The 24202-nt window shown below is 37.0% G+C and carries 21 protein-coding genes; 16 read left to right on the plus strand and 5 right to left on the minus strand.

Going from position 1 to position 24202, the window contains the following annotated elements; all coding sequences use genetic code 11:
• The first annotated feature begins 44 nt into the window (after positions 1-44).
• Entirely contained in the window at positions 45-455 is a 411-nt protein-coding gene (locus IGI49_RS24160; RefSeq protein ID WP_429965100.1) for a YybH family protein, read from the plus strand.
• Between the two features lie 74 nt (positions 456-529).
• Here IGI49_RS24160 and IGI49_RS24165 read toward each other — a convergent pair whose 3' ends face one another.
• The 3 genes from IGI49_RS24165 to IGI49_RS24175 form a co-directional block, all read right to left on the minus strand.
• Positions 530-793, minus strand: a complete 264-nt coding sequence (locus IGI49_RS24165) for a DUF6442 family protein (RefSeq protein WP_207704742.1) — start codon at positions 791-793, stop codon at positions 530-532.
• A gap of 187 nt (positions 794-980) precedes the next feature.
• Positions 981-1658: a YoaK family protein gene (locus IGI49_RS24170; RefSeq protein ID WP_429966067.1), complete on the minus strand. Its 678-nt coding sequence runs from the start codon at positions 1656-1658 to the stop codon at positions 981-983.
• A gap of 62 nt (positions 1659-1720) precedes the next feature.
• Positions 1721-2980, minus strand: a complete 1260-nt coding sequence (locus IGI49_RS24175; protein ID WP_429965099.1) for a cytochrome P450 — start codon at positions 2978-2980, stop codon at positions 1721-1723.
• A 666-nt stretch (positions 2981-3646) separates the two neighbouring features.
• Here IGI49_RS24175 and IGI49_RS24180 point away from each other — a divergent pair.
• Together IGI49_RS24180 and mgsA are read left to right on the plus strand one after the other, a co-directional pair.
• Complete coding sequence (locus IGI49_RS24180) at positions 3647-4261, plus strand: histidine phosphatase family protein (RefSeq protein ID WP_429965098.1); 615 nt, start codon at positions 3647-3649, stop codon at positions 4259-4261.
• Positions 4262-4280: 19 nt separating this feature from the next.
• On the plus strand, positions 4281-4703 hold the full coding sequence (gene mgsA, locus IGI49_RS24185) for a methylglyoxal synthase (protein WP_207704738.1): 423 nt from the start codon (positions 4281-4283) through the stop codon (positions 4701-4703).
• Positions 4704-4750: 47 nt separating this feature from the next.
• On the opposite strand, the gene IGI49_RS24190 is transcribed toward mgsA, so the two are convergent.
• Positions 4751-5245 carry a GyrI-like domain-containing protein gene (locus tag IGI49_RS24190; protein WP_429965097.1) on the minus strand — a complete coding sequence of 165 codons (495 nt, stop codon included), beginning with the start codon at positions 5243-5245 and terminating at the stop codon, positions 4751-4753.
• 67 nt (positions 5246-5312) lie between these two features.
• Complete coding sequence (locus IGI49_RS24195; protein WP_429965096.1) at positions 5313-6284, minus strand: GIY-YIG nuclease family protein; 972 nt, start codon at positions 6282-6284, stop codon at positions 5313-5315.
• Between the two features lie 269 nt (positions 6285-6553).
• Between IGI49_RS24195 and IGI49_RS24200 the strand changes: the two genes are divergently transcribed.
• The 13 genes from IGI49_RS24200 (at position 6554) to IGI49_RS24260 (ending at position 24195) form a co-directional block, all read left to right on the plus strand.
• On the plus strand, positions 6554-8152 hold the full coding sequence (locus IGI49_RS24200) for an NlpC/P60 family protein (protein WP_429965095.1): 1599 nt from the start codon (positions 6554-6556) through the stop codon (positions 8150-8152).
• A gap of 611 nt (positions 8153-8763) precedes the next feature.
• Complete coding sequence (locus tag IGI49_RS24205; RefSeq protein ID WP_429965094.1) at positions 8764-9798, plus strand: zinc-dependent alcohol dehydrogenase; 1035 nt, start codon at positions 8764-8766, stop codon at positions 9796-9798.
• Between the two features lie 154 nt (positions 9799-9952).
• Positions 9953-10666, plus strand: a complete 714-nt coding sequence (locus IGI49_RS24210; RefSeq protein WP_207703240.1) for a GntR family transcriptional regulator — start codon at positions 9953-9955, stop codon at positions 10664-10666.
• Between the two features lie 137 nt (positions 10667-10803).
• A complete protein-coding gene (locus IGI49_RS24215; protein ID WP_429965093.1) occupies positions 10804-11682 on the plus strand; it encodes a class II fructose-bisphosphate aldolase in 879 nt (292 codons plus the stop codon).
• Between the two features lie 15 nt (positions 11683-11697).
• Positions 11698-12360 carry a ribulose-phosphate 3-epimerase gene (locus IGI49_RS24220; protein WP_429965092.1) on the plus strand — a complete coding sequence of 221 codons (663 nt, stop codon included), beginning with the start codon at positions 11698-11700 and terminating at the stop codon, positions 12358-12360.
• Positions 12361-12502: 142 nt separating this feature from the next.
• Complete coding sequence (locus IGI49_RS24225; RefSeq protein WP_429965091.1) at positions 12503-13093, plus strand: TetR/AcrR family transcriptional regulator; 591 nt, start codon at positions 12503-12505, stop codon at positions 13091-13093.
• Positions 13094-13095: 2 nt separating this feature from the next.
• Positions 13096-13800: an ABC transporter ATP-binding protein gene (locus IGI49_RS24230; RefSeq protein WP_429965090.1), complete on the plus strand. Its 705-nt coding sequence runs from the start codon at positions 13096-13098 to the stop codon at positions 13798-13800.
• On the plus strand, positions 13800-15998 hold the full coding sequence (locus tag IGI49_RS24235; RefSeq protein WP_429965089.1) for an ABC transporter permease: 2199 nt from the start codon (positions 13800-13802) through the stop codon (positions 15996-15998). The genes IGI49_RS24230 and IGI49_RS24235 overlap by 1 nt, the downstream gene beginning before the upstream one ends.
• 58 nt (positions 15999-16056) lie before the next feature.
• The gene (locus IGI49_RS24240; RefSeq protein ID WP_429965088.1) at positions 16057-16506 is read left to right on the plus strand and encodes a histidine phosphatase family protein; all 450 of its coding nucleotides are present in this window, start codon (positions 16057-16059) and stop codon (positions 16504-16506) included.
• Between the two features lie 219 nt (positions 16507-16725).
• The gene (locus IGI49_RS24245) at positions 16726-17142 is read left to right on the plus strand and encodes a DUF6323 family protein (protein WP_429965087.1); all 417 of its coding nucleotides are present in this window, start codon (positions 16726-16728) and stop codon (positions 17140-17142) included.
• Positions 17135-18355 (plus strand): DUF6179 domain-containing protein, encoded by a 1221-nt coding sequence (locus tag IGI49_RS24250; RefSeq protein WP_429965086.1) that lies wholly within the window; start codon positions 17135-17137, stop codon positions 18353-18355. The genes IGI49_RS24245 and IGI49_RS24250 overlap by 8 nt, the downstream gene beginning before the upstream one ends.
• A 529-nt stretch (positions 18356-18884) precedes the next feature.
• Positions 18885-20588: a glycerophosphodiester phosphodiesterase family protein gene (locus tag IGI49_RS24255; RefSeq protein ID WP_429965085.1), complete on the plus strand. Its 1704-nt coding sequence runs from the start codon at positions 18885-18887 to the stop codon at positions 20586-20588.
• Positions 20589-22032: 1444 nt separating this feature from the next.
• Entirely contained in the window at positions 22033-24195 is a 2163-nt protein-coding gene (locus tag IGI49_RS24260; RefSeq protein WP_429965084.1) for a hypothetical protein, read from the plus strand.
• The last annotated feature ends 7 nt before the right edge of the window (positions 24196-24202 follow it).

Here is a 24202-nt window from a genome sequence, read left to right on the forward strand (position 1 = left end):
TATCTGGATTGACAAAAAAGTCTAATTAGTAGGAGGTTGATTTGATGCAGGATAAACAAGCCGAAAAAGAAATCAGAAAAATTATTGATGAATGTGATCATCTGATCCAAGTCGAAAAATTTGATGAGCTGGTTAATTATTACACTGAGGACGCAACATTGGTGGTCAAGCCAGGGCTAGAAGCCCATGGACGAGAACAAATTAAGTCAGCATTTATCAAGATTGCTGCATATTTTGATAATTCTATGAAACCCGTGGAAGGAAAGATGGTGTATCTTTCGGGCGGAAATGTCGTTTTAGTCTTGTCACAAACCTTTTTAGAGGCTAGTGAAGCGGCAGTTAAAAATTCTGAATTCGGGATGGAACGAAGAGCTACTTACATCTTTCAAAAAGTTGGAGACCACTGGCTGTGTGCAATCGACAATTCCTACGGCACCTCTCTCTTAGAAACTTAAACCTCTTTAGAAGAAGACCAAAAAGCGAAGAACTTGCCTGGTAAAGACAAGCTCTTCGCTTCTATTTGTTTTTACTACAAAATGTACTTCATGAAAAAGAATACACAGCCTAAGAAGAAAATACCCGATACAATTAACCAGCTTTTATGTTTAATCATAATAAATTTACCATAACAAAATGCTCCGACTGCTCCAGTGATCAGACTTAAAATATCCATCACTTCATGATCGGTTATGATGCGAGCAATCAGCAGAATGCTCATTAAAATCAGACTAAAGGCTGCAGCTGTGCCCATTGCGAATTCATTGCTGCTCATTTTTTGCTGTCGTTTTTCCATCTTTTTCGCTCCTCACCAAGCCCTGTGTTTAACTATTATACGTGATTCCGCTTACAAAGTCACTGGTTTTTGTGGCTTAAAAAAAACGTTAGATTAACTAAAAATTAAGCTGGTTTTAGTCAATTCACTCAAAAAATTCTACTTCTGAGTGAATCGACTAAGACCAAGCTCAACTAATGTATAACTGTCACACAAGTGATTTGGGTGGCGAGAGAATTAACAGGATAAAAGCCAGTATTAACCAAAAGCCGGAGACTAGAATGGTTTGATTCTGCAAATGTGGAACCAGTAAGCTAGTTACTGCAGCTCCAAAAACAAAGCTAAGAATAATCGTCCCAATGTCCGCGGCTTTTTGAAAAGACTTTTTATTCTTCGAAAAGAAGCCATCCGCTAGATCAGCTGCTAAAGTGCGCAAATTACCGGTCATCATTAAAGAAGTGAAAGGAGCACCTTTAAGTTTACGAAATTCTTGTAATTGGGCAGCAGCTGCAAGTGACAGCAAAGCACTAGCCCAATAATCAGCGATTCGATTTGAAAATAATGCAACAATTATGATACAAAAAATTTCCCAAGCCAACACGATCAGTTGTCTTCTAGGTTTACGCTCTTCTGGGTAATGTTGCTGCAGGAATCGAACAATAATGGTTCCCACCATAAATGCCCCGATTGCGATTAAATAGCGGCTAATGCCCATACTAGTTCTTAAAAAAAGATGAATACCCAATAGAATTAAGTTTCCTGTCTGCAACCCAGCAAAGACTTCACCATGAACTAAATAGGTATAAGCATCCAAGCCACCAGCAGACATCGCCAATAGAATCCCAATAATCAATGTCTCATGTACAGGTATTTTTGTTTCCATAATTTCCACTTCCATTCGTGTTCATTATGCTTTCATGAGACAAAGAAGGCAACGATTTTGTCTGGCTACTCTTTATAGAGTTTAGCCTTGCTATTTGGGAAGGTTGGAAAGTTGTTCATGGGAATATCCCAGTCCTGTTCAGGAATTGAAAAAGTATATTTATTAACTAGTTGATCGGAGAATACACGCATTGTGTGTAAGGTGATCCATTCTCCAGCGCAGCGATGCATCTCAACAAATTGTCCTCCACCTTGAGCGATCATTTCATATTCTTCCTCATAAGAAATGTGCTTTTCGTTGCCTAAATAACGGTTTAAACGAAAAACATCGGGCGTTTCAATTGTTCGTTCGTCATGATTCGTACAATAAATATCTAAAACTACCCAGCTATCTTTTGGAATCAAATATCCATCAACCTCAACATCCTTGATAGCAAAAGCTGGGAGCATCGGGAAGAAAGGATAGTAACGGCGCATCTCTTGAATGAAGGAATCCTGCAGTTCAGAAAAATCTGCTTTCAACCGTTGGTAAATATCGGGTCGGCTGTATAAGGCATGGCCCATTAACGTAATCCAAACAGTTAAGGCTACAGTTGGGCGAATAATGTTAAGCAATTCCACTGCTGCGGTATCAATGGGTAAAAGCTCCCCATTACTATCAGTTGCCTGAGCAAAAGCATACAAAGCAACATCTTCTTTACCAGGAACGGGATTAATTCGAGCATTTTCAATCAGGCTCTGAGCCCACTTTTCGGATTTTTTACGGTTTTCAACACCTTTAAGATGAGCAGTCGGACTGGTGATAGCTGAGCTGATCATAGAAATTTGATAGTTAGTTAATTCCTCAATTTCTTTTTCGCTGTAGTTGGCTAAGTTGATGCCGGACCATTCACAAATCGAACGAAATAATACATCTTTTGCTATATCAAATAATGTAAATTCACCATGCTGCTGATCCAACTTTTCCGTTAAGCGATGATCTAAAATGCGATGATATTCTTCCATCCGCTTAGGATTCATTAACTCCATGAAAATGCTTTTGCGATGGGTATGGTCCTGTCCATCAAGTGTTTGGACACCTTCTTCACCAAATAAAGTTTTTAAAACCAGTTTAGGCATCGCACCTTCACGTTTAAAGTTGTGGGGATTATAGAAAATTTTTGCAGCATTTTCTCCGTAGATAGCGATGATTTCCTTATTTAACAGATGGGCCTTTACAACCGGAGCGTCGGCCTCATTACGCAATTCGCTTAACAGCAAATATCCCTCGTCTAGCCGTTCAGTCACATCGGTCACTTTAATTTTAATTTCTGGTACTTGTTTCATTTTTGCTCACCTTTCCTTTTTGTTCTCTTATTTAAGAGTAGCTTTTTTCGTCGCAAATCACAAAAAATATACCTTGAAGGAGCTAAGAAAGGGAAGCTAAACTTTTTGTGCCTCGATGAAAAAGAGTAGCACAATTCAGCTCAGTAATTGTTTAGAGGTTTTCCATGGATTCTTTTTTTTTTAGGTTGCCGGTTAAAAGGTAGATCATACGAGAATTACTATTTGGATTATTTTAAGTTAGGTTGTCAGTTGATGACATGGGTAAACAGCCTGGTTACTCGATTATCTGTTAATATTATTAGCCTTTTACGTTTAAACAAAGACTATTGGCAGCTGGTCTTTGGTTTGCTCAGATGCTATTATGGCTCATTTCATTTATCCGCGATTCTGCAAGTTTAGCCATATTCATTTTGATTTTCCCTGTTTATCCCGGGTATAACAAAAATAAATGAGAATAAATCCATCGCTAGGAACATGAATATTTTCGTCAAGACAACTAAGAAAATTTTTTTTCATTTGAGAATTCAGTCAGTTCTCGCGATTTTGTAAGGATTGGTCATTCAATTATGAGATAGGTTATTGTATACTTATCATGAAAACAACTGACACGAATTACTGTAATCACATACAGGCAGAAACGCTTAGGCTGCTAAAGGAGAGAATCAATTGTCTATATTCTATTTTGTTCGACATGGAGAAACGGAAATTAACCGTCAAAGGCGCTTTAACGGAGCAACTGTGGATTCGCCTCTAACAAGAGAAGGCATAGAAGCGACCAATCGTCTGGCAGAAAACTTAAAGGATGTTCCGTTTGATTTAGTGGTATCTTCTACCCAAGTTAGAGCCCAGACTACAGCTGAAATTCTATTAGATCATCACAGCCACCTGGATCTCAATGCACTGACCACGGACAGCCGCTTAATTGAGCTGAATTTAGGTGAGTGGGAAGGGGTAGAAATTGATAGTGTATCTGACCATCCCGAGATTGCTCACTATATGCAGCGCCCGGATCTTTTTGATGCTGAATCAATTGGGGCAGAAACCTATGATAGTTTATTGGCACGCACAAATGAAGTTTTAGAAGAATTAAAGCAGCAATATCCTAATGGGACGATTTTAATTGTTAGTCACGGGATTGTTCTGCGAACTCTGCTGAAGACTTTGCAAGGTATTCCTTTAGCAAAGACCAGAGAAGGTGCACCTTTTGCCAATGCGAGTGTAACAATTGCTCATACTGAATGTAATCAGCTAGTATTTGATCAATGGGGCCAAACATTCTAATAAGAAAAGGAGAGATCATTTGAATATTGCTTTAATTGCCCACGACCGCAAGAAGGATTTGATGGTAAAACTAGTAACTGCTTATGAGATTATTCTAAAAGATCATCAATTGTATGCTACAGGAACAACTGGAACTAGAATTATGTCAGCTACTGATTTACAGGTTCATCGTTTCAAATCAGGACCACTAGGCGGTGACCAGCAAATTGGTGCGTTAATATCTGAAGATAAAATGGACATGGTAATTTTTTTGCGCGATCCTTTGGCTGCCCAGCCTCATGAACCAGATGTGAATGCCTTGATCCGTTTGAGTGATGTGTACGAAATTCCTTTGGCAACAAATATTGGTACGGCGGAAATCTTAATTCGGGGCCTGCAGGAGGGCTTAGCAGATTTTCGTGAGATTGTTCATGAAGGTGACAATCGACCATTATCTTTGTAAACTAAAAACAGCTAAGTCCGTTTTTTTAATCGGACTTAGCTGTTTTTTTATTTGAAACTTTCGGCCCGTTCCTTCGGGAGATAAGCCAATTCAATCATCGTTTCCTGTTGTTCTAGAGGTATGTTTGAATCAGTTAAGAAATACTCATAGCTGCGTTGAGCAAAAATACCATTCAATTCTTTGATAGCTAGCAGTAACTCCTGATAAGGCGCAGTCAAAACCTCATAGTCCCCAATAAAGACCGTACGCACTGCATAGTAAGCAGTTTGCTGATAGGCTTGAAACCTTGCTGTCGAAGGCAATAGACGTTCCACTGGGAAGCCGATTTCTACATACTGCAACTCATCTTTCGCCTGGCCATTTTCGTCAAGGTTCAAGTAGGAAATATAGGGAGTTCCCATTAACTGGGCTTCATTTTTTTGAATGTAGGCGGATAGCTCCGCGAACGCAGTGCCGATATATCTTGGCAAATGCTCGTAGGAAATATGGGTCGACATTGATACGACCCATTGCTCAGGCTTTAGGATCTGTTCAATCTGCATACGATGGCTCCATTCTATGGTGTTGTAATTTTATTGTAACAATCTTTGAAATCGAATACAAATTCTTTTATAGCTCCGGCCATGAAAAACGGATGATTTGTCCATTGCGGTTCAGGTAAATAAAAAAGATCGGAAAAAGATCAACATCTTGTTTACACAAATATTTTTTTTCTTGCAAACTGCGCCAATTCTTAGCAGAAACTTGTTTAATCAAACGCCGATAAACCTGGTCAGGCTGAGGTTTTCTTTGATAAACAGCGCGACTAATCAACTGGCCTTTAACATAGAGGTAGCAATAATATTTTTTGTTCTCTGATAATATACCTACAAAAACTGAATTATTTGTGGCCTGCAGCAGTTGCCGGTTACGGCGTAAAAAGCGCTCAATCAACAAATAATTACTCCACCATCTTTGGGCGGCTTCAAAATCTTTACGGGCACTGGCTGCTTCCACCCGTTCTTCAATCCGAGTCAAAACATTGGTGGATCTTCCTAGCAGCGTTTGTTTAATCTCTTCCAGACGCAAGAGAAATTCCTTTTCAGGTGGAATATTTTGATAATCTGCAACGACTCCTTTGGCATAACGCAAAGGTCCTTCCAAGTGATAGACACTGTTCATTGTATTCTTGAATTCCAGCATTTTACTTTTCCGATAGAAAGGACCAATAACAAAACCTTGGTCAGACCAATCATCCAAAACTTTAAAAAAAGGAGACTCATTAAGAAATTGGAAATAACCATACTCCTCATAATGATTCATTAACCGATTAAAGGGCGGACGCAATCGATGAATGGTCTCGCACTCCAAAATTAAGGCGTCAAATTCAGTGTTTACTAATTGAAAGTCAAAATGATCAATCAAGCGGATCATTTGCTTTGTTTTATTGGCATGTGCTTTACTGTTTACGAAGTAGGAACTGACGCGTCGGTTCAAATTTTTGGCTTTTCCTACGTAGATTACTTGGTTTTTCACGTTTTTCATGTAGTAAATTCCTGGTGTTTCAGGAAGCTGTTTCACTTTTTCTTTAAGTGTTAACATAGTGACCTCCTAACTGATTCTATTGTAATCGTTTGGAGGCGAAAATTCGACAGAGAAGACTCAAAAAGAAATGAGTTCATTAACTTTATTTTTTGTTAATTTAATGCAAGAAACATGTGCTTACCAAAAGAATTAATTTGTGCAAGCGTCAGCAAACATCAATTTTGATCCAAAAAGTTGAAAAAAATCTAAGCTTTTGGTAACTGGATTTTCTCAAATGTGCTATAATCGAAAGTGAAGTAATAATTTTATTGAATGGAGAGGTGTTAATGGAGAAGAAAGTACTCACACGCAGAGAACTACGCCAACAAAAGCGTCGTTTTACTAATAATTATCAATATCTAAAGAAGGGATCGGCTGTTGTCGGAACCGCATTAGTAACCTGTTCTGTAGCGGCACCGCTATTTGGTGTGAACAAAGTAGAAGCTGTAGAGAACGACAATACTGTCTCTGCATCAAATGTTGATAAAGCCGCATTCATCAGCGAAGTCGCTAAGGTTGTGGAACCTTTAGCAGAAAAAAATGACTTATATGCCTCAGTAATGATGGCTCAAGCAATAATAGAAAGTAACTGGGGACAAAACAGTTTTGCTAAAGCTCCTTATTACAATTTATTCGGATTTGAAGGCCAATATAAAGGTCAATCAGCGATGCTAGACAAAGAAGATTTCACAGACGGAGCTTCTGTAACTTCGAAAAAAGAACTGAAAGCATATGGTTCCTTTAAGGAAGCCGCTCAAGACTATGTAGAAATCATGAAAACTACTGAAAAAGACGGTCAGGATTTGTACTTTGCAAGTAGCTGGAAAACAAATGCTGGCGATTATCAAGCGGCGGTAAAAGCTTTAGAAGGTCGTTTTAACCAACAACCTGGCTATTCAGATGCTTTGATATCAACGATTGAAGAAAATGATTTAACTAAATATGATACTGCAGCAGTGCCTCAGCCAGTCGCTGCAACGCCAGCACCTGTTGCATCAACTCCTGCAACTCAATATGTGGTTCAATCTGGCGATACGGTAGCTTCTATTACCTCCAATTTTGGAATTACTACGCAAGATTTTTCTGCATGGAATAACTTACAGGATAATGTGATTTATTCTGGTCAAACTGTTATCGTGGGCCAAGGAGCTGTGACAACTGAGCCAGCACCTGCTGTGGACTACACTGCCAATGTCACTCCAACACCAGTTGTTGAAAATGTGGCCGTAGCGGAGACGCCTGCAGTAACGGAGACGCCTGCTTTACCAGAAAATCAAGCAGCTCCAGAGACTCCTGTCCAAGTGGATACTACACCAGCTGTAGATAATGTTGTGACACCGGAGGAAGCTCCTGCTCCAGATTCTACAAATCAAGTTGAGACACCTGTTGTAGATAATACTGAAACGACGAATGGTGCAGAACAAGCAACACCAGATGCAAATCAGTCAAATAACACAACCAATGATCAACAGCAACCAGCACCTGAACAGCCTGCTGTTGACCAAACACAGCCAAATCAGGTAAATTCGACTGGCGAAGCGATTGTTCAAGAAGCCGAAAAATATGTGGGAACTCCTTATGAATGGGGAGGCAGAACACCAGACGGTTTTGATTGTTCTGGCTTCACGCAATATGTTTATAAGCAAGTAACTGGACAAGACATCGGTGCGTGGACAGTACCACAAGAATCATCAGGTACTCAAATTGCAGTTGACCAAGCACAACAAGGTGATTTGTTATTCTGGGGTGACCAGGGTGCCACCTATCACGTAGCTATTTCAACCGGTGGTGATGGTTACATCCACGCTTCTCAACCAGGGGAAGATGTAAAATATGGTTCTACTCAATATTTCACACCCGATTTTGGAGTGCGTGTAGACTACTAATTTTTTTAAAAAGATACAAGCAAGCGATGCATACAAAGTATGCACTGCTTGCTTGTTTTTTATTGTGCAAAAATGCAAAAAAGAGCCAAATTCAAACTAGAAAAATTTATTGTAGGAAAGATAATTACTATTTATTCTTTTGAGTAATTGATACTTTTTAAAACTACTAAGAGCTTATTTAGAGATGGTCTTAGCACCCTTGCTTTTTTGCTTGTTGACAAATAAGTTTCCACAAGTTATATTTATCTTGCGAACAGTACCAATGGTTCTTTTTTAAGTCCAAAGGATTTTTTTGTAGAGAAACTGAAATAAAAAAATCTTAGAAGTAGACATTCATTGAAAAAGATTTTGCTAGTGAGTAAACCCATCAAGTACGTATACCATAAATTTAGTTGCAACTTCCTTGATAACTATTATCTAGGTTGTCAGAGTTTAGCTGAAATAAGGAGAAATTTAAAAAAATTTTTTTAAAGCATCTTATATTCTAGAAAGTACATTACTAGCTTTATATCTATTGAAAATAGAATGTTAAAATCCATCACGGTTATTCTAATTCTTGTGGTAATAAGCGTAATCTTTAGTACGCTAAATATATTTTAAGGGATGGTTAAATGAAAACAGCAGTTTTTTACGGAGTAAAGGACCTACAAATTGAGGAGTGTACGAAACCAAAAGCATCCTCCAATAAGATTTTGATTCGGATTGATGCGTGTGCTATTTGTACATGGGAGCAGCGAGTATACACTGGTGTAAAAAAGGTTGAGTATCCATTTATTGGCGGCCATGAAATTGCAGCCGAGATTGTTGATTTAGGCAGTGAGATTGATACGAAGAATTGGAAGATTGGTGATAAGGTTGTTTTTGGTACGAATTTAGCCTGTGGCAATTGTGAATTTTGCAAAAGCGGTGAAGAGCAAAACTGTTTAGATTTTGATCACAGTAAGCATTTGGAAGGACTCCCTCACAAAGGAATGGGTGGTTTGTCGGAGTATATGCTGGTAGAGCCAAAGCATTTGTTCCATTATTACAATGTGTCCGCAGAAGAAGCAGCGTTAACAGAACCGTTATCTTGTGTAGTTCACAGCTGCGAGACTGCTGATATTCAATATGGAGATTTAGTAGTCGTAATTGGCTGTGGCATTATGGGGCAATTGCACATCGCTTTATCAGTAAAAAGTGGTGCTACTGTTGTAGCCTGTGATCTGAATGAGGAACGTTTGATTTTAGCTAAGGAAAACGGTGCACGTTATACAGTAAATTCGGGTACACAAAATTTAGCCAAGGAGGTAGCTAAAATTTCTCATGGTTTAGGCGCTAATGTTGTTTTTGATACAACACCAATTGCTGATTTGGTTCAGGATTCAGTCGGAGTTGTAGCCAATACTGGACGAGTGATTCTTTATTCTTCCTTCTATCCGGATGAACCAATTGGCTTCAGTCCAGATCAACTGCATAAAGGCGGTTACAGTATTCGTGGAACTGCTAACTCCAATAGTCGAGATTTTATTCGAGCAGCTAAAATGATTAGTGAACGAACAATTGATGTACGACCATTTATTAGTGAAATTGTTACCTTTGATGAAGTAGGGAAGGGCTTTGAGTCAGCAATAAAGGGGGATAAATATCGGGTAGTGGTGAAGTTTTAACTAACTGGATAGTCTGGCTTTTTCCTTAAACTTATGTCGACTTTAAAAAATAAGATATAATCAGATTGACAATAAATCAAGCAAGGCTGTCTGCTTAGAGAATTCTTTAATGGGAGATTTTCTTGTAGGAACAGACAAATAAGGAGGTTTCTTAATGGAAGAATTCATTCCAAAATATAAAAAAATTAGTGACGATATTCAAAATTTGGCCAAGGTTCTGAACGGACAAGGCAAACCATTGCCTAGTGAAAGAAAATTGTCAGATACCTTTAAGGTTAGCCGGACTACTATTAAGAGGGCGCTGGAATCTTTGGAAAAACAAGGAATTGTGACTTATATCGAAGGAAAAGGGTTCATCATTCCAGATCGCGATGTAAAAATCAATTCAAGTATGCATATTTCTGGTTTCTATGAAGATATTGTTTCCAAAAAGAAGAAGATAAGTTCAAAGGTATTAAAGAAAAACATATTGGAAGCCGATAATCAACTTAGTGAAAAGCTTGGGATTAAGGAAAACGACTACGTATTTTATCTTTTACGACTGCGGAGCGTTGACGGCATGGTCTATTCCTTAACTGAAAGTTTTATTCCTTTAGCTCGCTGTCCGGAAATTGTGACTTCTGATTTAACGGACAAATCTTTATGGAAAACCCTAAATGAATTTGGAATTTATCCCGAAATCATCAGTCAAAAAATTAATGCCCGAATGGCGAACTATACAGAAATTCAACATCTGAATATCTCCAATCCGGCGGTGGTTATGGTGGTCAATAATGTGGCCTATTTTGAGGACAAACCGATTGAAATTTCTTATGTATATACGGACGTTTTTTCAACCAATTTAGAATATCGCTTTAACCGGGAATAGAACAGCCTCTCTACTTCTTCGCAGAAAAAGTATCAAGTAACAAGCTAGCTGCGATCCAGATAGTGGAAGAGGCGTTGTATTGAGAATTAGAATCTTTTTTCTCTAAAAGAATTCTTCAAATACCAAGGAGGAGTACTATGTTAGTAACCTTAAAAGAACTTTTAGCTGATGCAAAAAAGAATAAATACGCCGTAGGAGCATTTAATGTTCCAAATTTGGAAGCCATCAGAGCAGTAATTGAAGCAGCTGAAGAATTGAACTCACCAGTTATTCTACAACATGCTGAAGTCCATGAAGGCTTAGTATCAATAGAAGAAATTGGTCCGTTAATGTTGGATTATGCCCATAAAGCAAAAGTTCCAGTTGCTGTTCATCTAGATCATGGAGCAACTTTTGAAATGTGTGTTAAAGCTATACAAATGGGTTTTACCTCAGTTATGTACGATGCTTCCAGCAAAGAATACGAGGTTAATCGGGATGAAACCAAAGAAATTGTAAAAATTGCTCATGCAGTAGGTGTTTCAGTAGAAGCTGAATTGGGACACATATTCACTTCGGCTGTCGGTGGCGGGGAAGGACGCGGATCAGATTCTAGTGAAGACTATGAAGATTTGGACGATGTGTATACCGATCCTGATTTGGCGAAACATTTTGTAGAGGAAACGGATGTAGATTGTTTAGCGATCGGTTTTGGAACTGTTCATGGTGTATATTTGAAAGAACCAAAATTGGATCTGGATAGGATTACACTGATCAAAGATAAAGTTGATGTACCTTTCGTAATGCACGGCGGGTCTGGTGTTTCAGAAAAAAATTATAAAATCGCTATCAATAACGGTATTTGTAAAATTAACTACTACACTTACATGAATAAAGCTGCGGGCAACGCGGTAAAGGATTTTCTTGAGAGTAGGGACGCTAAAGCTCCTGTTTTCTTTGACGAGATTTCGCTAACTGCCACAGCGGCAATGAAAAAAAATGCTAAAGATGCCATGGCGATTTTTATGAATCCATAAAAAGGGGATAAATTCATGAGTAAAGTGGTAGCTTCAATCATGTGTGCCGATCAATTGAATTTAGCTAAAGAGTTGAGGTCGTTAAATGAAGCTGGAATTGACTGGCTTCATTGTGATGTTATGGATGGTCAATTTGTGAATAATCTTGCAATGGGGCCTTATGTGCTGGAACCAATTATACAGACCCAACAATTTACGACCGATATTCACTTAGCATGTGTTACTCCAGAAAAATATGTGTCAATGTTTGTGCAAACAAAGCCGGATTATATTACTTTTCATATTGAAACGGTGAAGGATCCTAGCAAAATCATTGATCAAATACATGCATCAAATTGTGGAGTAGGAATTGCAGTAAGTCCTGAGACGCCAATTGAATCAATTTTTCCTTTTCTTGATGACCTGGAGCTGGTCTTGATAATGACTGTTAATCCTGGCTTTGCTGGTCAGCCTTTTCAACATCATGTGTTGGACAAAATAGCTAGGTTAAACCAAGAACTTTCTAGTAAAACTACTAGGCCACTAATTGAGGTTGATGGGAACATATATGCTGAAACGGCAAAAGCGATTAGCCAATTTGGGGCAGATCTATATGTAGTGGGTACCTCAGCATTATTTAATAAAAAAACTGGCTCTTACAGGGACAAAGTTCAAGCAATGGAACAATCAATAAATTAGACTGGAGGATTGAGTGTAATTAGACTTGATCCTTTTTTGTCGCAATAAAAGACTAATTATTATTTACAAAATCTTTATATTCCAGTATAATGACCATATTAACTAAATTGGTCATAATGGTTTTTAAGAAAGCAGGGGTTTTATGCCAAGAGAATTAACACCAGAAGAAAAAGAACTACAAAAGCACCAGTTATTGCTTGAGGGAAAACAATTAATCTTTCGATATGGAATAAAAAAAATAAGTGTAGATGATATTGCCAAAGCTGCCGGAATAGCTAAAGGATCATTTTATCACTCGTTCCGTTCAAAGGACGATTTCCTGTACGAGCTGCTTTATCAAATTCATGAGGAAGCTTTCAACCAAGTAAAAACCGGAGTAACCCATCTAAAAGATGCTCCTTCTTCAGAAAAACGACTGCAAATCAAGCAGTTGTTTCTAAAAATTTTTCATGACCCGCAAATTGCTTTTTTCATCGAAGCTCATGACGATATTCAAAGTTTTTTAGGACGCCATGACAGAACAACACTAAAAAAAATGGAGGAAATGGAACAGAAGAACTATCGTGAACTATTCAAACAACTGGGTTTGGAGAATAAACAGCCAGAAATATTACAGAATTATGTGCACATAATTTATTTTGGTGTCAGCCATAAAAAAATTATGATTGAGGATTATCTAGATGCCACGGTTGAGGTTATGTTGGACGGCTTATTAAATTACTTGGAGGTGTGAAAATGAGTATTTTTCAAATCAAAAGTCTCTCTAAAAATTATGGAGAAGGTGAGTCGACAGTTCAGGCACTCAAAAATATTTCAATTGATTTACCTAAGAATAAGTTTATCGTAGTTTTAGGGGAGAGCGGTTCGGGAAAATCGACCTTTTTGAACATGATTGGCTGTATGGATAAGCCCACAACCGGAGAAATTATTTTTGAAGGAACTGATATTACGAAGTTAAACAAAGTTCAAATGACTGATTTTCGTAAAGAAAAGATTGGTTTTGTTTTTCAAAGCTATAATCTTCTGCCGGATCTAAGTGCATTGGAAAATGTTGAATTCTCAACTGAGATTGTTAATCATTCAAGTGAGGAGGCTGAAAAGGCAGTAGCTTCAGTAGGATTAAAAGGACGAATGCATCATTTTCCTGGACAATTATCAGGAGGTGAGCAACAGCGGATTTCCATTGCACGGGCGATCGCTAAAGCTCCTGAAATTCTTTTATGTGATGAACCAACAGGTGCTTTAGATTTTGAGACGGGTATTCGGATTTTGGAAGTATTAAAGCAGGTCAAGGAGGCTCACAACAGTACGGTCATTTTTATTACCCACAGTAAAGAAATTGCTAAAATTGCTGATGTTGTTTTACGCATGCGCAGCGGAGAAATCATTGAATATATTGAGAATGAAACACCGTTAGCGCCGAGTGAGGTGGAATGGTAATGAGAACCTCAATGAAATATATGTTCCGTAAAATGAAAAATCACTTCGGTCAGCTGTTAGGGATGGGGCTGCTGATACTAATTGCTTCACTTTTTTTCTCAACTCTTTTCTCTTTCAAAGACACCTATGAACAGACGACCAAAAATTACTTCGCCAGCTATCACTACGCAGATGTCACGTTACAAGGTAAATTTCAAGACAATGATATTGCTGCGCTGAAAAATGATCTGAATGCAAGCAATGTTGAAGGTCGTTGGGTTCACGATGTAAAGAAGGATGATCTGACAACTCGTCTAATTTCCCAAACCCAAACTACCAATCAGTTAAAACTAGAAAAAGGCCGCCTTGCCAAAACAAAAGATGAATGCGCAGTGATTAGTCAATACGCTAGAATGAATAAGACGCAGCTGGGAGATACTCTCATTGCCGGTGATCAAATTTTGAAAGTTGTTGGAATTGTCTCATCGCCTGAATATGTCTACTATGTTCAAAACGCTCGAACAATGATTGCTGACAAGGAAAACTTTGCGATAGCATTTGTTTCTGAAGATTTTTCGCCAGTGTATAATCAAATATTGCTGCGAAATGATCAGCGAATTAGTGAAAAGCAGGTAAAAAAAATTGTAGCTTATGAAGCATTTACACGACAGACGGACCAGATCAACTATCAAATGTTTGAGGGAGATTTGGATCAGTTTGTTTCCTTTGCGTACATTTTCCCAACTATCTTCTGGCTGCTTTCTTTTGGTATCATTTTTATTCTGCTGCGACGAACTATTTTAAAAGAGCATAAGCAAATTGGTGTTATGAAAGCGTTGGGACGAAACAATTGGGGGATTATCAAAATTTATACTTTCCAGTTTGTTTTAATGGGACTACTTAGTTCAATAGCAGGCTGCTTATTAAGCTTGCCAGTATCTAAATGGTTGTTGACGATTTTTGCTAGTATGATTGAGGTACCTGATCTGACAGCTGACTTCAATCCTTTGTATTGGCTAATCACCATCGGAGTTTCAACTATTGGTTGTTGGATATTTAGTATTCTCTCCATGCTTGATATTTTGCGAGAATACCCGTATACATCTATGAGCCCACGGGTTCCAAAAATCTCTGCCAAACGGCGAAACTCAAAAGTGTGGAAATATGTTTCCTTTAATACTCGCTATGCTTTTAAGACAAGCTTACGTAATAAGGGACGCTTTTTTCTGATGATCTTAGGAATAGCGGCTTCGGCAGCTTTACTGGTGTTTTCATTCGGCTTTAATGATTCCCTAAAAGAGGTAACGAATCAATATTTTCGTACCTTTGCAAGTTATGATTTAATTATTGAAAGTCAACCTCAGCAGTTAACAGATGACTTGGTGGAGGACACCTTGATTCAAAAAGAGGACAAAGCTTTGCAAATGGTTACCAAAGTAAATGGTGAGGAGTATTCCTTGATTATTCTAGATGGGCAGGTTGATACGCTTGAATTAGCAGATGAAATGCTGCGTGAGGGAATAATTATTCCAGAATACTATGCTGAGAAATGGCAGGTAACGGTAGGAGACACCATAAAAATTGATGACCGATCTGTTAAGGTATCGTGTATCTTACCACTAGGTATGGGATTAAGTATCTTTACTTCCTATGATTATGCTGAGTCAATATTTGATGATCTGCCAAGAGTTTACAATACGTTATACGTACAATCAGACCGCCCTGAAAAGCTAGAACAGCATTTGAAAAACCAAAATATGGTATTCACCACAGCTAATAACGATCGCGAAATGTTCCGTTCTCTACTAGACAATATGGGAATTCTAATTATTTTTCTGATTATATGTTCAGTCATTTTAGGGATTACGGTCATTATGTGCATGAACTTGATGAACCTAACAGTACGAGAATTTGAATATATGTTTATGAATATTATGGGATACTCCAAACGACGTATTTTGTCGGCAATTGGAAAAGAGACCCTTTTACAGTTGATTTTAGCTATTCCTCTTGGATTTTTTCTGGGCTATCAGTTGTTGCAGGCCATCAAGGGGGAATTTTCACAAAACACCTTTGCATTGTATCCGATTGTTTCCTTAAAAAGCTACCTGATTTCAACGACCATTGTTTTTCTAATGGGTAGTACTCGTATCTTGTTGTCTAATCGCTACATTGAGAAGCTGGATATTGTAGAAGGTTTAAAGGTACAAGAAGACTAAATTAGTAAAAGGGGATTCTTTATTTTTGCTTGGTGACAATTTTCATTAGGATAAGCGAATGTTGACAATTATTTATTTGATCTTCAGAACGAGAGATTTTTCTTTTTTAATACTATGGGGTGTGTTAACCAAAGTTTTAAATTTGGACAACCCTGATGAAATTGTCTCCAAACCGATTACTTATAAAGAGTTGGCAGATGCAATTGTCACAGCCGATACGACTGGATGGGCTGAGTCGTATACTGAAATTGAAAAGCGTATTTGGGATGGCTTTGAATCAATTGCCAAAAGCTGTGAGAACAAGCAGGGAGGGAATGATTTAGTTATGACACATGGGTATACTATTGCCTTTTTCCTTTCCTTAATCGATTCATCACGACCGATTCGTTTTGATTTGAAAAATGGCAGTATTACCACCGTTTCTTATGACGATGGAAAATTTACTATCCACTCGGTCAATGATGTACATTATATAGAAAATGGCAAAAAAGAGTTAAAAACTAGCTAACGGATAAATACAAAACAGCGAGTACAGTTTAATGTACTCACTGTTTTTTTATAATTATGTTGACCAAAAATCAAATCAGAAATTCATTAAAAAAAGTTTAAGAAAGTATTTTCCCCTCGTTTTTCTACTTCTTCATAATACCACAAAATGAGCTATAATTCAAGATTGTCTTCCCTACCAAACTATGGTATTTAGTCTGTGGAAGGGTAGGGGAAGCAGATGGATAATTATGAGTTGTCGTTATTTAATCAACAAACTAAGCTTCAGATAGTCCAACAGGTGAATCAGCTATTACAGTTAAACAATCAATCATTTTCGTTAACGACTGTAGATGTTGAAGAAGTATTGGATAATCGTGACCAGGCATTAAAAGATTATCAATTAATCGATTTTAGTTTATCCAACACACTTCATTTTATGGAACAGGCTGCTCAAGAGCGTCGTATGGTAAAAAATGAATATTTGACTATGGTGGAGGTGCTGCAGGAAAGTTTTTATTATTTGCATAGTCTGCAGCCAGCAGAAGATGAAACCCTCTGGGAAAAAATCCAAGAAATCTATGAAAAGTTTGATGGCAACTTAGAATACGTTCAAGGATATATTGAGGATTTTCCAACGCTAAAGGAGGATGACTGAATTGTTTGAGTTAAGCTATTCCAACGATGAGGAATTTCGTCGATTTTTGATTCACAAGGTCCAACAGCGGTTAAGCGGAACAAGTGTGATGCCCGTAGATGAGATCCAAGAAATCCGTGCATCTATTCTATTTGTCATGGATCATGCTGAAAAAGGAAATTCTGTTGTAGAGCGCTTTAACAATGGAAAAGAGCTTCTGACAGCAAAGCTGCAGTATACATTTGTCTTGTATCAGCAGCTTGCGAGTGATTATAAAAGTTTTGAAATTGAATCAATCAAGGATACTTTGGACGAAATAGGAGGATTTTTCAAATCTTACAATTTAGACTATAGCGCAACTGTTTCGGGGGCAGGACTAATTGATTACCAACTAGCGAACCCAGTTAACGACCTTCAGTATCAAGGCATTGATTTTATTCATCAGTACTTGACTCGTTTATCATCAGAAAATAAGTTTATAGATTTCATTCCTCCCAATCAGATTCGCGAAATCCTGCAGGTCTATACGCAAAGGTTAGGGTTTGATTATCGAAAGGATATTAATAATTTGTATCAATTGATTTTTGATCAATGGATCGCTAAAAAAATAGCAGGATCCTCAACACTTTCCCTTTTGTTAACAGAACCAGAGGCCCAATTTGTTTATAGCATTATTCAGCAAAGGAGCATTCCAGCTGAATTAACGCAATTTTTAGTAGAGCATCCATATCACCAGAAAACCTTTCAGCGCTTTGTTCAACGTGTTCTTTCATTGGATGAACCGGCGTCAATAAAAAATGTTTTGCTGCTGGAGGAGTCTTTGCAATATGAGCTGACATTAATTTCTGCAATGCCAGCAAATGACTTTACTCGAATGCTAGAAACCGTTGAAACGTTAAAAAACCAACAGGATCAGGTACATTTTCTATTGGAGAAAATCACTTCACCTTATGACTTGTTGGATTTTTTAGAACAGGAGTTAGTTTCTCGCGAATGTTGCCTTCAATTATTGAAAGAAGTTTCATTCGAATTAGGTTTGGGATTGTTGCTGCTTGTGAATCAGTATCAGGAGGGGATGCTTAAATCTTGGGATGATGTGCTTTTACTGGAGGAGGATGAGGAGTTAACGATTGAAGGTGTAAAATCATTTGTTCATCGATTGGAACCACAACAAAGAGTAGAGGTAACTAAAGCTCTACAGCAATTTACAATTGGTGAAAGAGATTTTTCGTAGTATTTTTCAGATTTGAGTATTCGGTTAACATAATAATTTTACTTGAATGCAAGTGGTGTGCGCCACCTTAATTTTTTAATGATTAAGGTAAATCGGAGAATATGTTAAGGATCAAAGCTATCTCAAAGGGTCTGCGGGTGGTAGTTCAAATAGATTGTAATATACAGCATTTCTAGTTTACCATAATAATATTATGAAATTTATCTTAGTATTGCTGTATTGCTAAGATTTTCCGAATTAATCTAAAAAGGGAAAAGTACGAAAAACTAGGAATATAAGGCACAGCTTCGATTCTTTGTTTCAGTCGCTGATAAAATGTCTTTATTTAGAAAAGACAGCTAACTAAATAATCACTGAGCGTTGGATATTTTCGTTCGTTCGCTGCAATAAAGAAGATCCTCTCAGAAAAATGGACAAATCTGGAAATTATCCTTATACTGCACACATGAACAAATTAAATTTACTAAAAATGATTAAAATAAGTGGGACGTCTTTTTTCTTACTGTTGTTCTTAACTTTTGGAGATAGGATGGCATTTGGGGCCGAAGATACATTTGAGCTTTTAAATGATTCGCCCTTCTCACAAGCTAATTTTCCAGTGAATGCTTACGAGAAAAAAATGAAGCGAATGAATTCGGACGATGTCTGGCTAAACAGTCAGTTCTCTGAAACTTTGGACAATCGCTTTTATCAAAAGAGTTTGCAAAATAACAGCATAGTAAATACTCGTCCAGTTTTTCGTCTGGTTAATCAAGATAAGAAACAGACAGTGTATCATATGCTGGCTGATTTTACCTATACAAGGGATATTGAGAAGGTTGAATTTGTCGTTTGGGGTGATCAGAAAAATTTTACTGATCGTCAAAAATATACCGCTGCATTGGACTCAACCTATCAAGTGTGGAAAGCCGATGTTCCCATAAAGAATCACAAATTTGCTGGCTGCTATCAAGTTCTAGTCTTAGCAACTAATAAAAATGGCCGCTGTGACAAGATCGAGTTTGGGGAATTCGAGGTTAAACAACCAACTATTTCAGCAAAACTTGATCCTGCAAGAGTGGACAAAGGACAATTTGACTTATTGATGGAGATAAACAGTGCGGCTGATGTAGAAACAATAGACGTCCCTGTATGGTCCAAAGAGGATAAAAGTGATCTAAAAGTTTATCGGGGGCAGCAAAAATCTTCCACAACTTATAACATACGGATGGATTATGAAGATTTTGATTTTCAAAACGGAATTTATTCTTCTGAAGCTTTTTTCACTAGTCAGAATGGGTTATCTGCTCAAAGTGAGATGAATCAGGTGGAGATTAATTTGATTTTACCAAAGCGTGTACGTGTGCTGCAAGATACGACAATTTATCAAGATCGAGCATTAAATGAGGGAGGCAATAGTCTAGAACGTAACTCGATGCTAAAGGTTGAAGGGATCGTCTATAATGAAGAGCAAAAGATCTTCAAGACTCCAAATGGCTATATTTCTGCAGATAATTTGGAGGTTAGTGAAAAAAGTGAAGATGTTCGTTTTGTCAGCCACAGGGGAAATAGCCGAGTAGCTCCCGAAAATTCTTTACCCGCGTTTCAGCAGGCCACTACATGGGGCGTTGAGACAGATGTTAGGCTGACTAAAGATCGGCAGTGGGTTATCATGCATGATGATAGTGTGGACCGAATGACCAATGGCAGTGGACTGATTAGTGAGCTAACTTTAGCGGATATTAATCAGCTGAGAATTGATAACGGCAGAAATGTCGAAAGCTATGATCAAGGCCAACTAATCGTTCCCACATTAGAAGACTATCTGGCTACAATACAGTATTACCAGAGAGTTCCTTTGATTGATTTGAAGCCAACTGATTTAACAGCCGAAGACTATGATAGTCTAGCTTACCTAATTGATACTTATGGTTTCGGGGAAAATGGCATGGTGATTTCTTTTGATTACCGTCATTTGCAGGAAATAAAGCAGCGGTTGCCAAATATCCATGTACAGTTATTAAGTGACGAACTAAATGAACAATTGATTGCTGATGTTTATCATTTAGGAAACAATGCTGGATTAGATATTAGATACGATAGTATTATTTCTCAGGTTGATTTAGTAACACAGGCCCAATCTCTCGGTTTAAAAATAAACGCCTGGACAATTCCCAAAAAAGAATGGAAGCAAGCTGAAAAAATCGGTGTGGATTTTATTACTGCCAAAACTGGACCAAAAAACTCTGGATAGTGAACGATCGTTTTGAGAATCGGAACTCAAAACGGTTTTTTTTTGCGCAAAGATTTAGCTATTTCGAAATGATTTATCGTTAATTAACGTATCTTATAGTGAGAATGAAAAAGAAAATGTATATTCTCAAGGTAATTTATAAATCGTAATTACGAAAGGAGATACATGGGAAAAAGAATACAACCTTTATCTGATAATGAAAAAAAGAGATTCATGAGACGTTATTCGGAAATAAGGAACTCTATTAAAAATAGAGGAATTCGCAGATTCATACTGGCGATAGCGAGTACAATTATTTACTTAACGTTACGAGATCGACAAATATTTTTGGAAACTTCTCTTAAGTTTATTGTCTTGTTATTTTTGGTTGGCACTTTAAAGTCTTTTGGGCACATGATGCTATTAGACAGAATATACGCTTGGTTTAAAAAATATAGTATTTAAAAACTATCAAGATCGTTTGCTGGCTAGATAGTGAGATCCAAAATAATTAAAAATTTTTCGAATTACAAGCTGACAATTTTGTTAAAGGTCCTATATTTTTTTATAGTGAATGAAAGTCTGATAAAAAAAGAAGTTCTACTTTTGAACAAGGTCAAACCGCTAAAAAATTATCGAGCTGGAAGAACTGGTTGGACAATCTGAGCGGAGGAACTGGTAGTGTCATCTGATTTACAAAAAAGCCTAGTCATAAAATACGCCATTGAATTAGGCTAAAAGACCTGATTTAAACAGCGTATTTTATTACTAGGTTCTTCATTTACAGTGTTTCCTCAAAAAGTAATTGTAACAAAAACGAAATATATATTCACCATTACACGTGATTCTGGATAAACGTTAATGACAACTATCTTTTCATTATTGGTTTAGGATAGGGGATCAATTAAATCTATTTTAGTAGTCAAATGCCGATTTTATAAGTCGCATTATTTATAACGGTTATAATCTATACGTTAAACTTATTAAAAAAGTAAAAAGATTAGTTGGTAATAGTTTACATAAGTAACTAGTATTTTTAAACTTAGGGTAAAGTGGAAAATTTATATTATAATAGGGAGTGTGGACAAAAAGATATATTATATCTTTTATATTCTCATTGTATAGTTAGAGAGGATAAAATCATACGTATTGAATATGATTTATAAAAAAATAATATATTAGTTACACAAAAAAGAAATAAATTGTTGGAAGTGTTGTGGATTTAATCCAAAGAAAATTTATTATGCTTTAAGAAAAGCTACTCAGAATTGACTAGAAGAGATGAAAGAACTTAGCTGCTTACTAGTATTGGAGCTATTCCTCCGTTCGAAGTCATCAGAAAAAAAGATACCCAATTGTCTTTTATATTTAGTCTGGAGATCTATCATCTGACTATTACAACTTTTTTTACAGGTCTAAAAAAAACTTAGATCAAAGAACGATAAGAATTTTAAGGAGTCAACACATGAGGAAGCACCGTACAATCGTTATACTGATACTACTTTTAGCACTTATTATTACAGGATACATTATGAACAATGCTTATTTGTTTAGCGCTGCATTATTGTCATTTTATATATTTGGTTTTGGTACGTGGTCATATGTGAATTTCAAAAAACAACTATCTAAAAGGTCTCAAATTGGCTTATATCTCATCATTGGAGCCTCTATTTTTTGGGGTCTATTTTTTCTACACTGGTATAGCTTAAATGATACAAATATCAAAATATATGATGACATTAATTCATACTTAAAAGTATTGGAACGCTATGAATCCTATCGTATCAACGTTCAGGATTATCTCCATTTTGTAAGGGATACTTTGGCGAATGATTATACGCACATTGACACATTATTATTGGCACCCGTTGCTTGGGTTGTCCCTTACAGCTACAGCGTCCATTGTACGGCCGTTTATATTCTATACTATATTCCGGCTACAATGGCTTTATTAATGATAGCATTAAAAATATACAATGGGATACAGAAATCGAAACCGTTAAGCAGTCTGCAGGTGAGCATTAGTTTCTTATTAATTCTTTTAAGCGCTAATATGTTTTATCCACTGCTCAATGGCTTCGATGATGTATGGGGATTAATGTTTGTAGGCCTGTTAATTTGTCAAACCTTTGATATAGACTACACTAAGTATTCATTTAAACAAGTAGTGTCGTTGAGCATACTTAGCTTTTTAGTTATTTTAGTACGACGCTGGTACGCCTATTTTATTATAGGGTTCTATTTATCATTTTTCTTAGATTTGCTCATTATCCAATGGAAGCAGCGGAAATTAGACAGGAAGCAGTGGGGTGTATTAATTGCTACAGAGGGGACGATAGCCGCTTTAAGTATTGTGGCCTTGTCATTCTTGAATTCGAATATAATTCCAAAATTTCTTTCGAACTACTCCGATCAGTATGAAGCCTATGCATCCAGCGAAATATCAACAAGACTCATGTATTTGGTGAATAATTTTGGCTATTTGCTTATTGGAATGGCTTTTTTAGGTGCTTACGTTGCACTAAAAAGACCCGCTACATTTTCTATTACAAATCGCTTAATAACTACGGTTGTTATTGCCATGGGGATTTTTGCGACAGTACAAGAAATGGATTTTCATCATCAATATCTGATCGTGTGGTTCTTAGTTGTTTTTGCTGCCTTTATATATATGTATACGATCAACAATTTATACTTGCATCATAAACGATTTACGCTGCTCGTAGCATCTATAATCTTATTTAACGCAGTATTTCCTATTTCTACAAAGACAAACAGTGTTCAAGCATACACCAATCCATTAACCACAGGATTGGAGGCTAAACCTGAAGCTGTAACTTCTGAAACAAAGAGTTTATACCAACTTGATTCATATTTGAAAACAACAATGAATGATCAAAATGAGTTTGCTTATGCTGTTGGAGACATGAAACAGCTATCTTCTGAATCATTTAAAAGATTGTATTTACCTGAAACTGTCGATAATTTTCCTAACATGCTAGAAACAGCAAATGCGGATAAACGAGATGGGTTTCCGAGTTATTTTTTTCAGGCGGAATATGTAGTTTTATCTGATCCATTGGCCTCTTGGTATCCTGAAAAGCAAATTGAAATGCTTGGATTAATTGAATTGATTAAAGAGACAACAATTGGAAAGGAATTTTATCAGCCGATCCAAAAAATAGAATCAAATAAATACACCTACACAGTTTATCATCGTATCAAAGAACCAACAAAGGATCTTGTTGATTCCTTATATGGGGCATTTCAAGAAAAATATCCTGATGATAAATTCTTTCAACCAAATTATGCCTTAGCATTAAGTACTATTGCTAGTGAATCAAAATCATATGATTTATGGCAAAATTATTTTGATATACATGGAAGGGATCGCATTGCTGTCACTGTACCAACAAAAGGGTTTAAAACGTATTCTTTTATGGTCGAAACATATGAGGCGAATATGTCCGTCACAATCAACCTTGACGGTGAACAAACAGAACAACAAATAGTAACGATAGGAAAGCATGACTTCGAAATACCCGTCGATAATAGTCGAATTTTGACGGTTGAGATATCAAATCCAAACAATGTTGCCGTCCACTTTACGCCAACTGTTTTAGAATGAGAGGGAA

The organism is Enterococcus sp. AZ071 (assembly GCF_050499065.1).
GTDB classification, from domain to species: domain Bacteria; phylum Bacillota; class Bacilli; order Lactobacillales; family Enterococcaceae; genus Enterococcus_A; species Enterococcus_A ferrettii.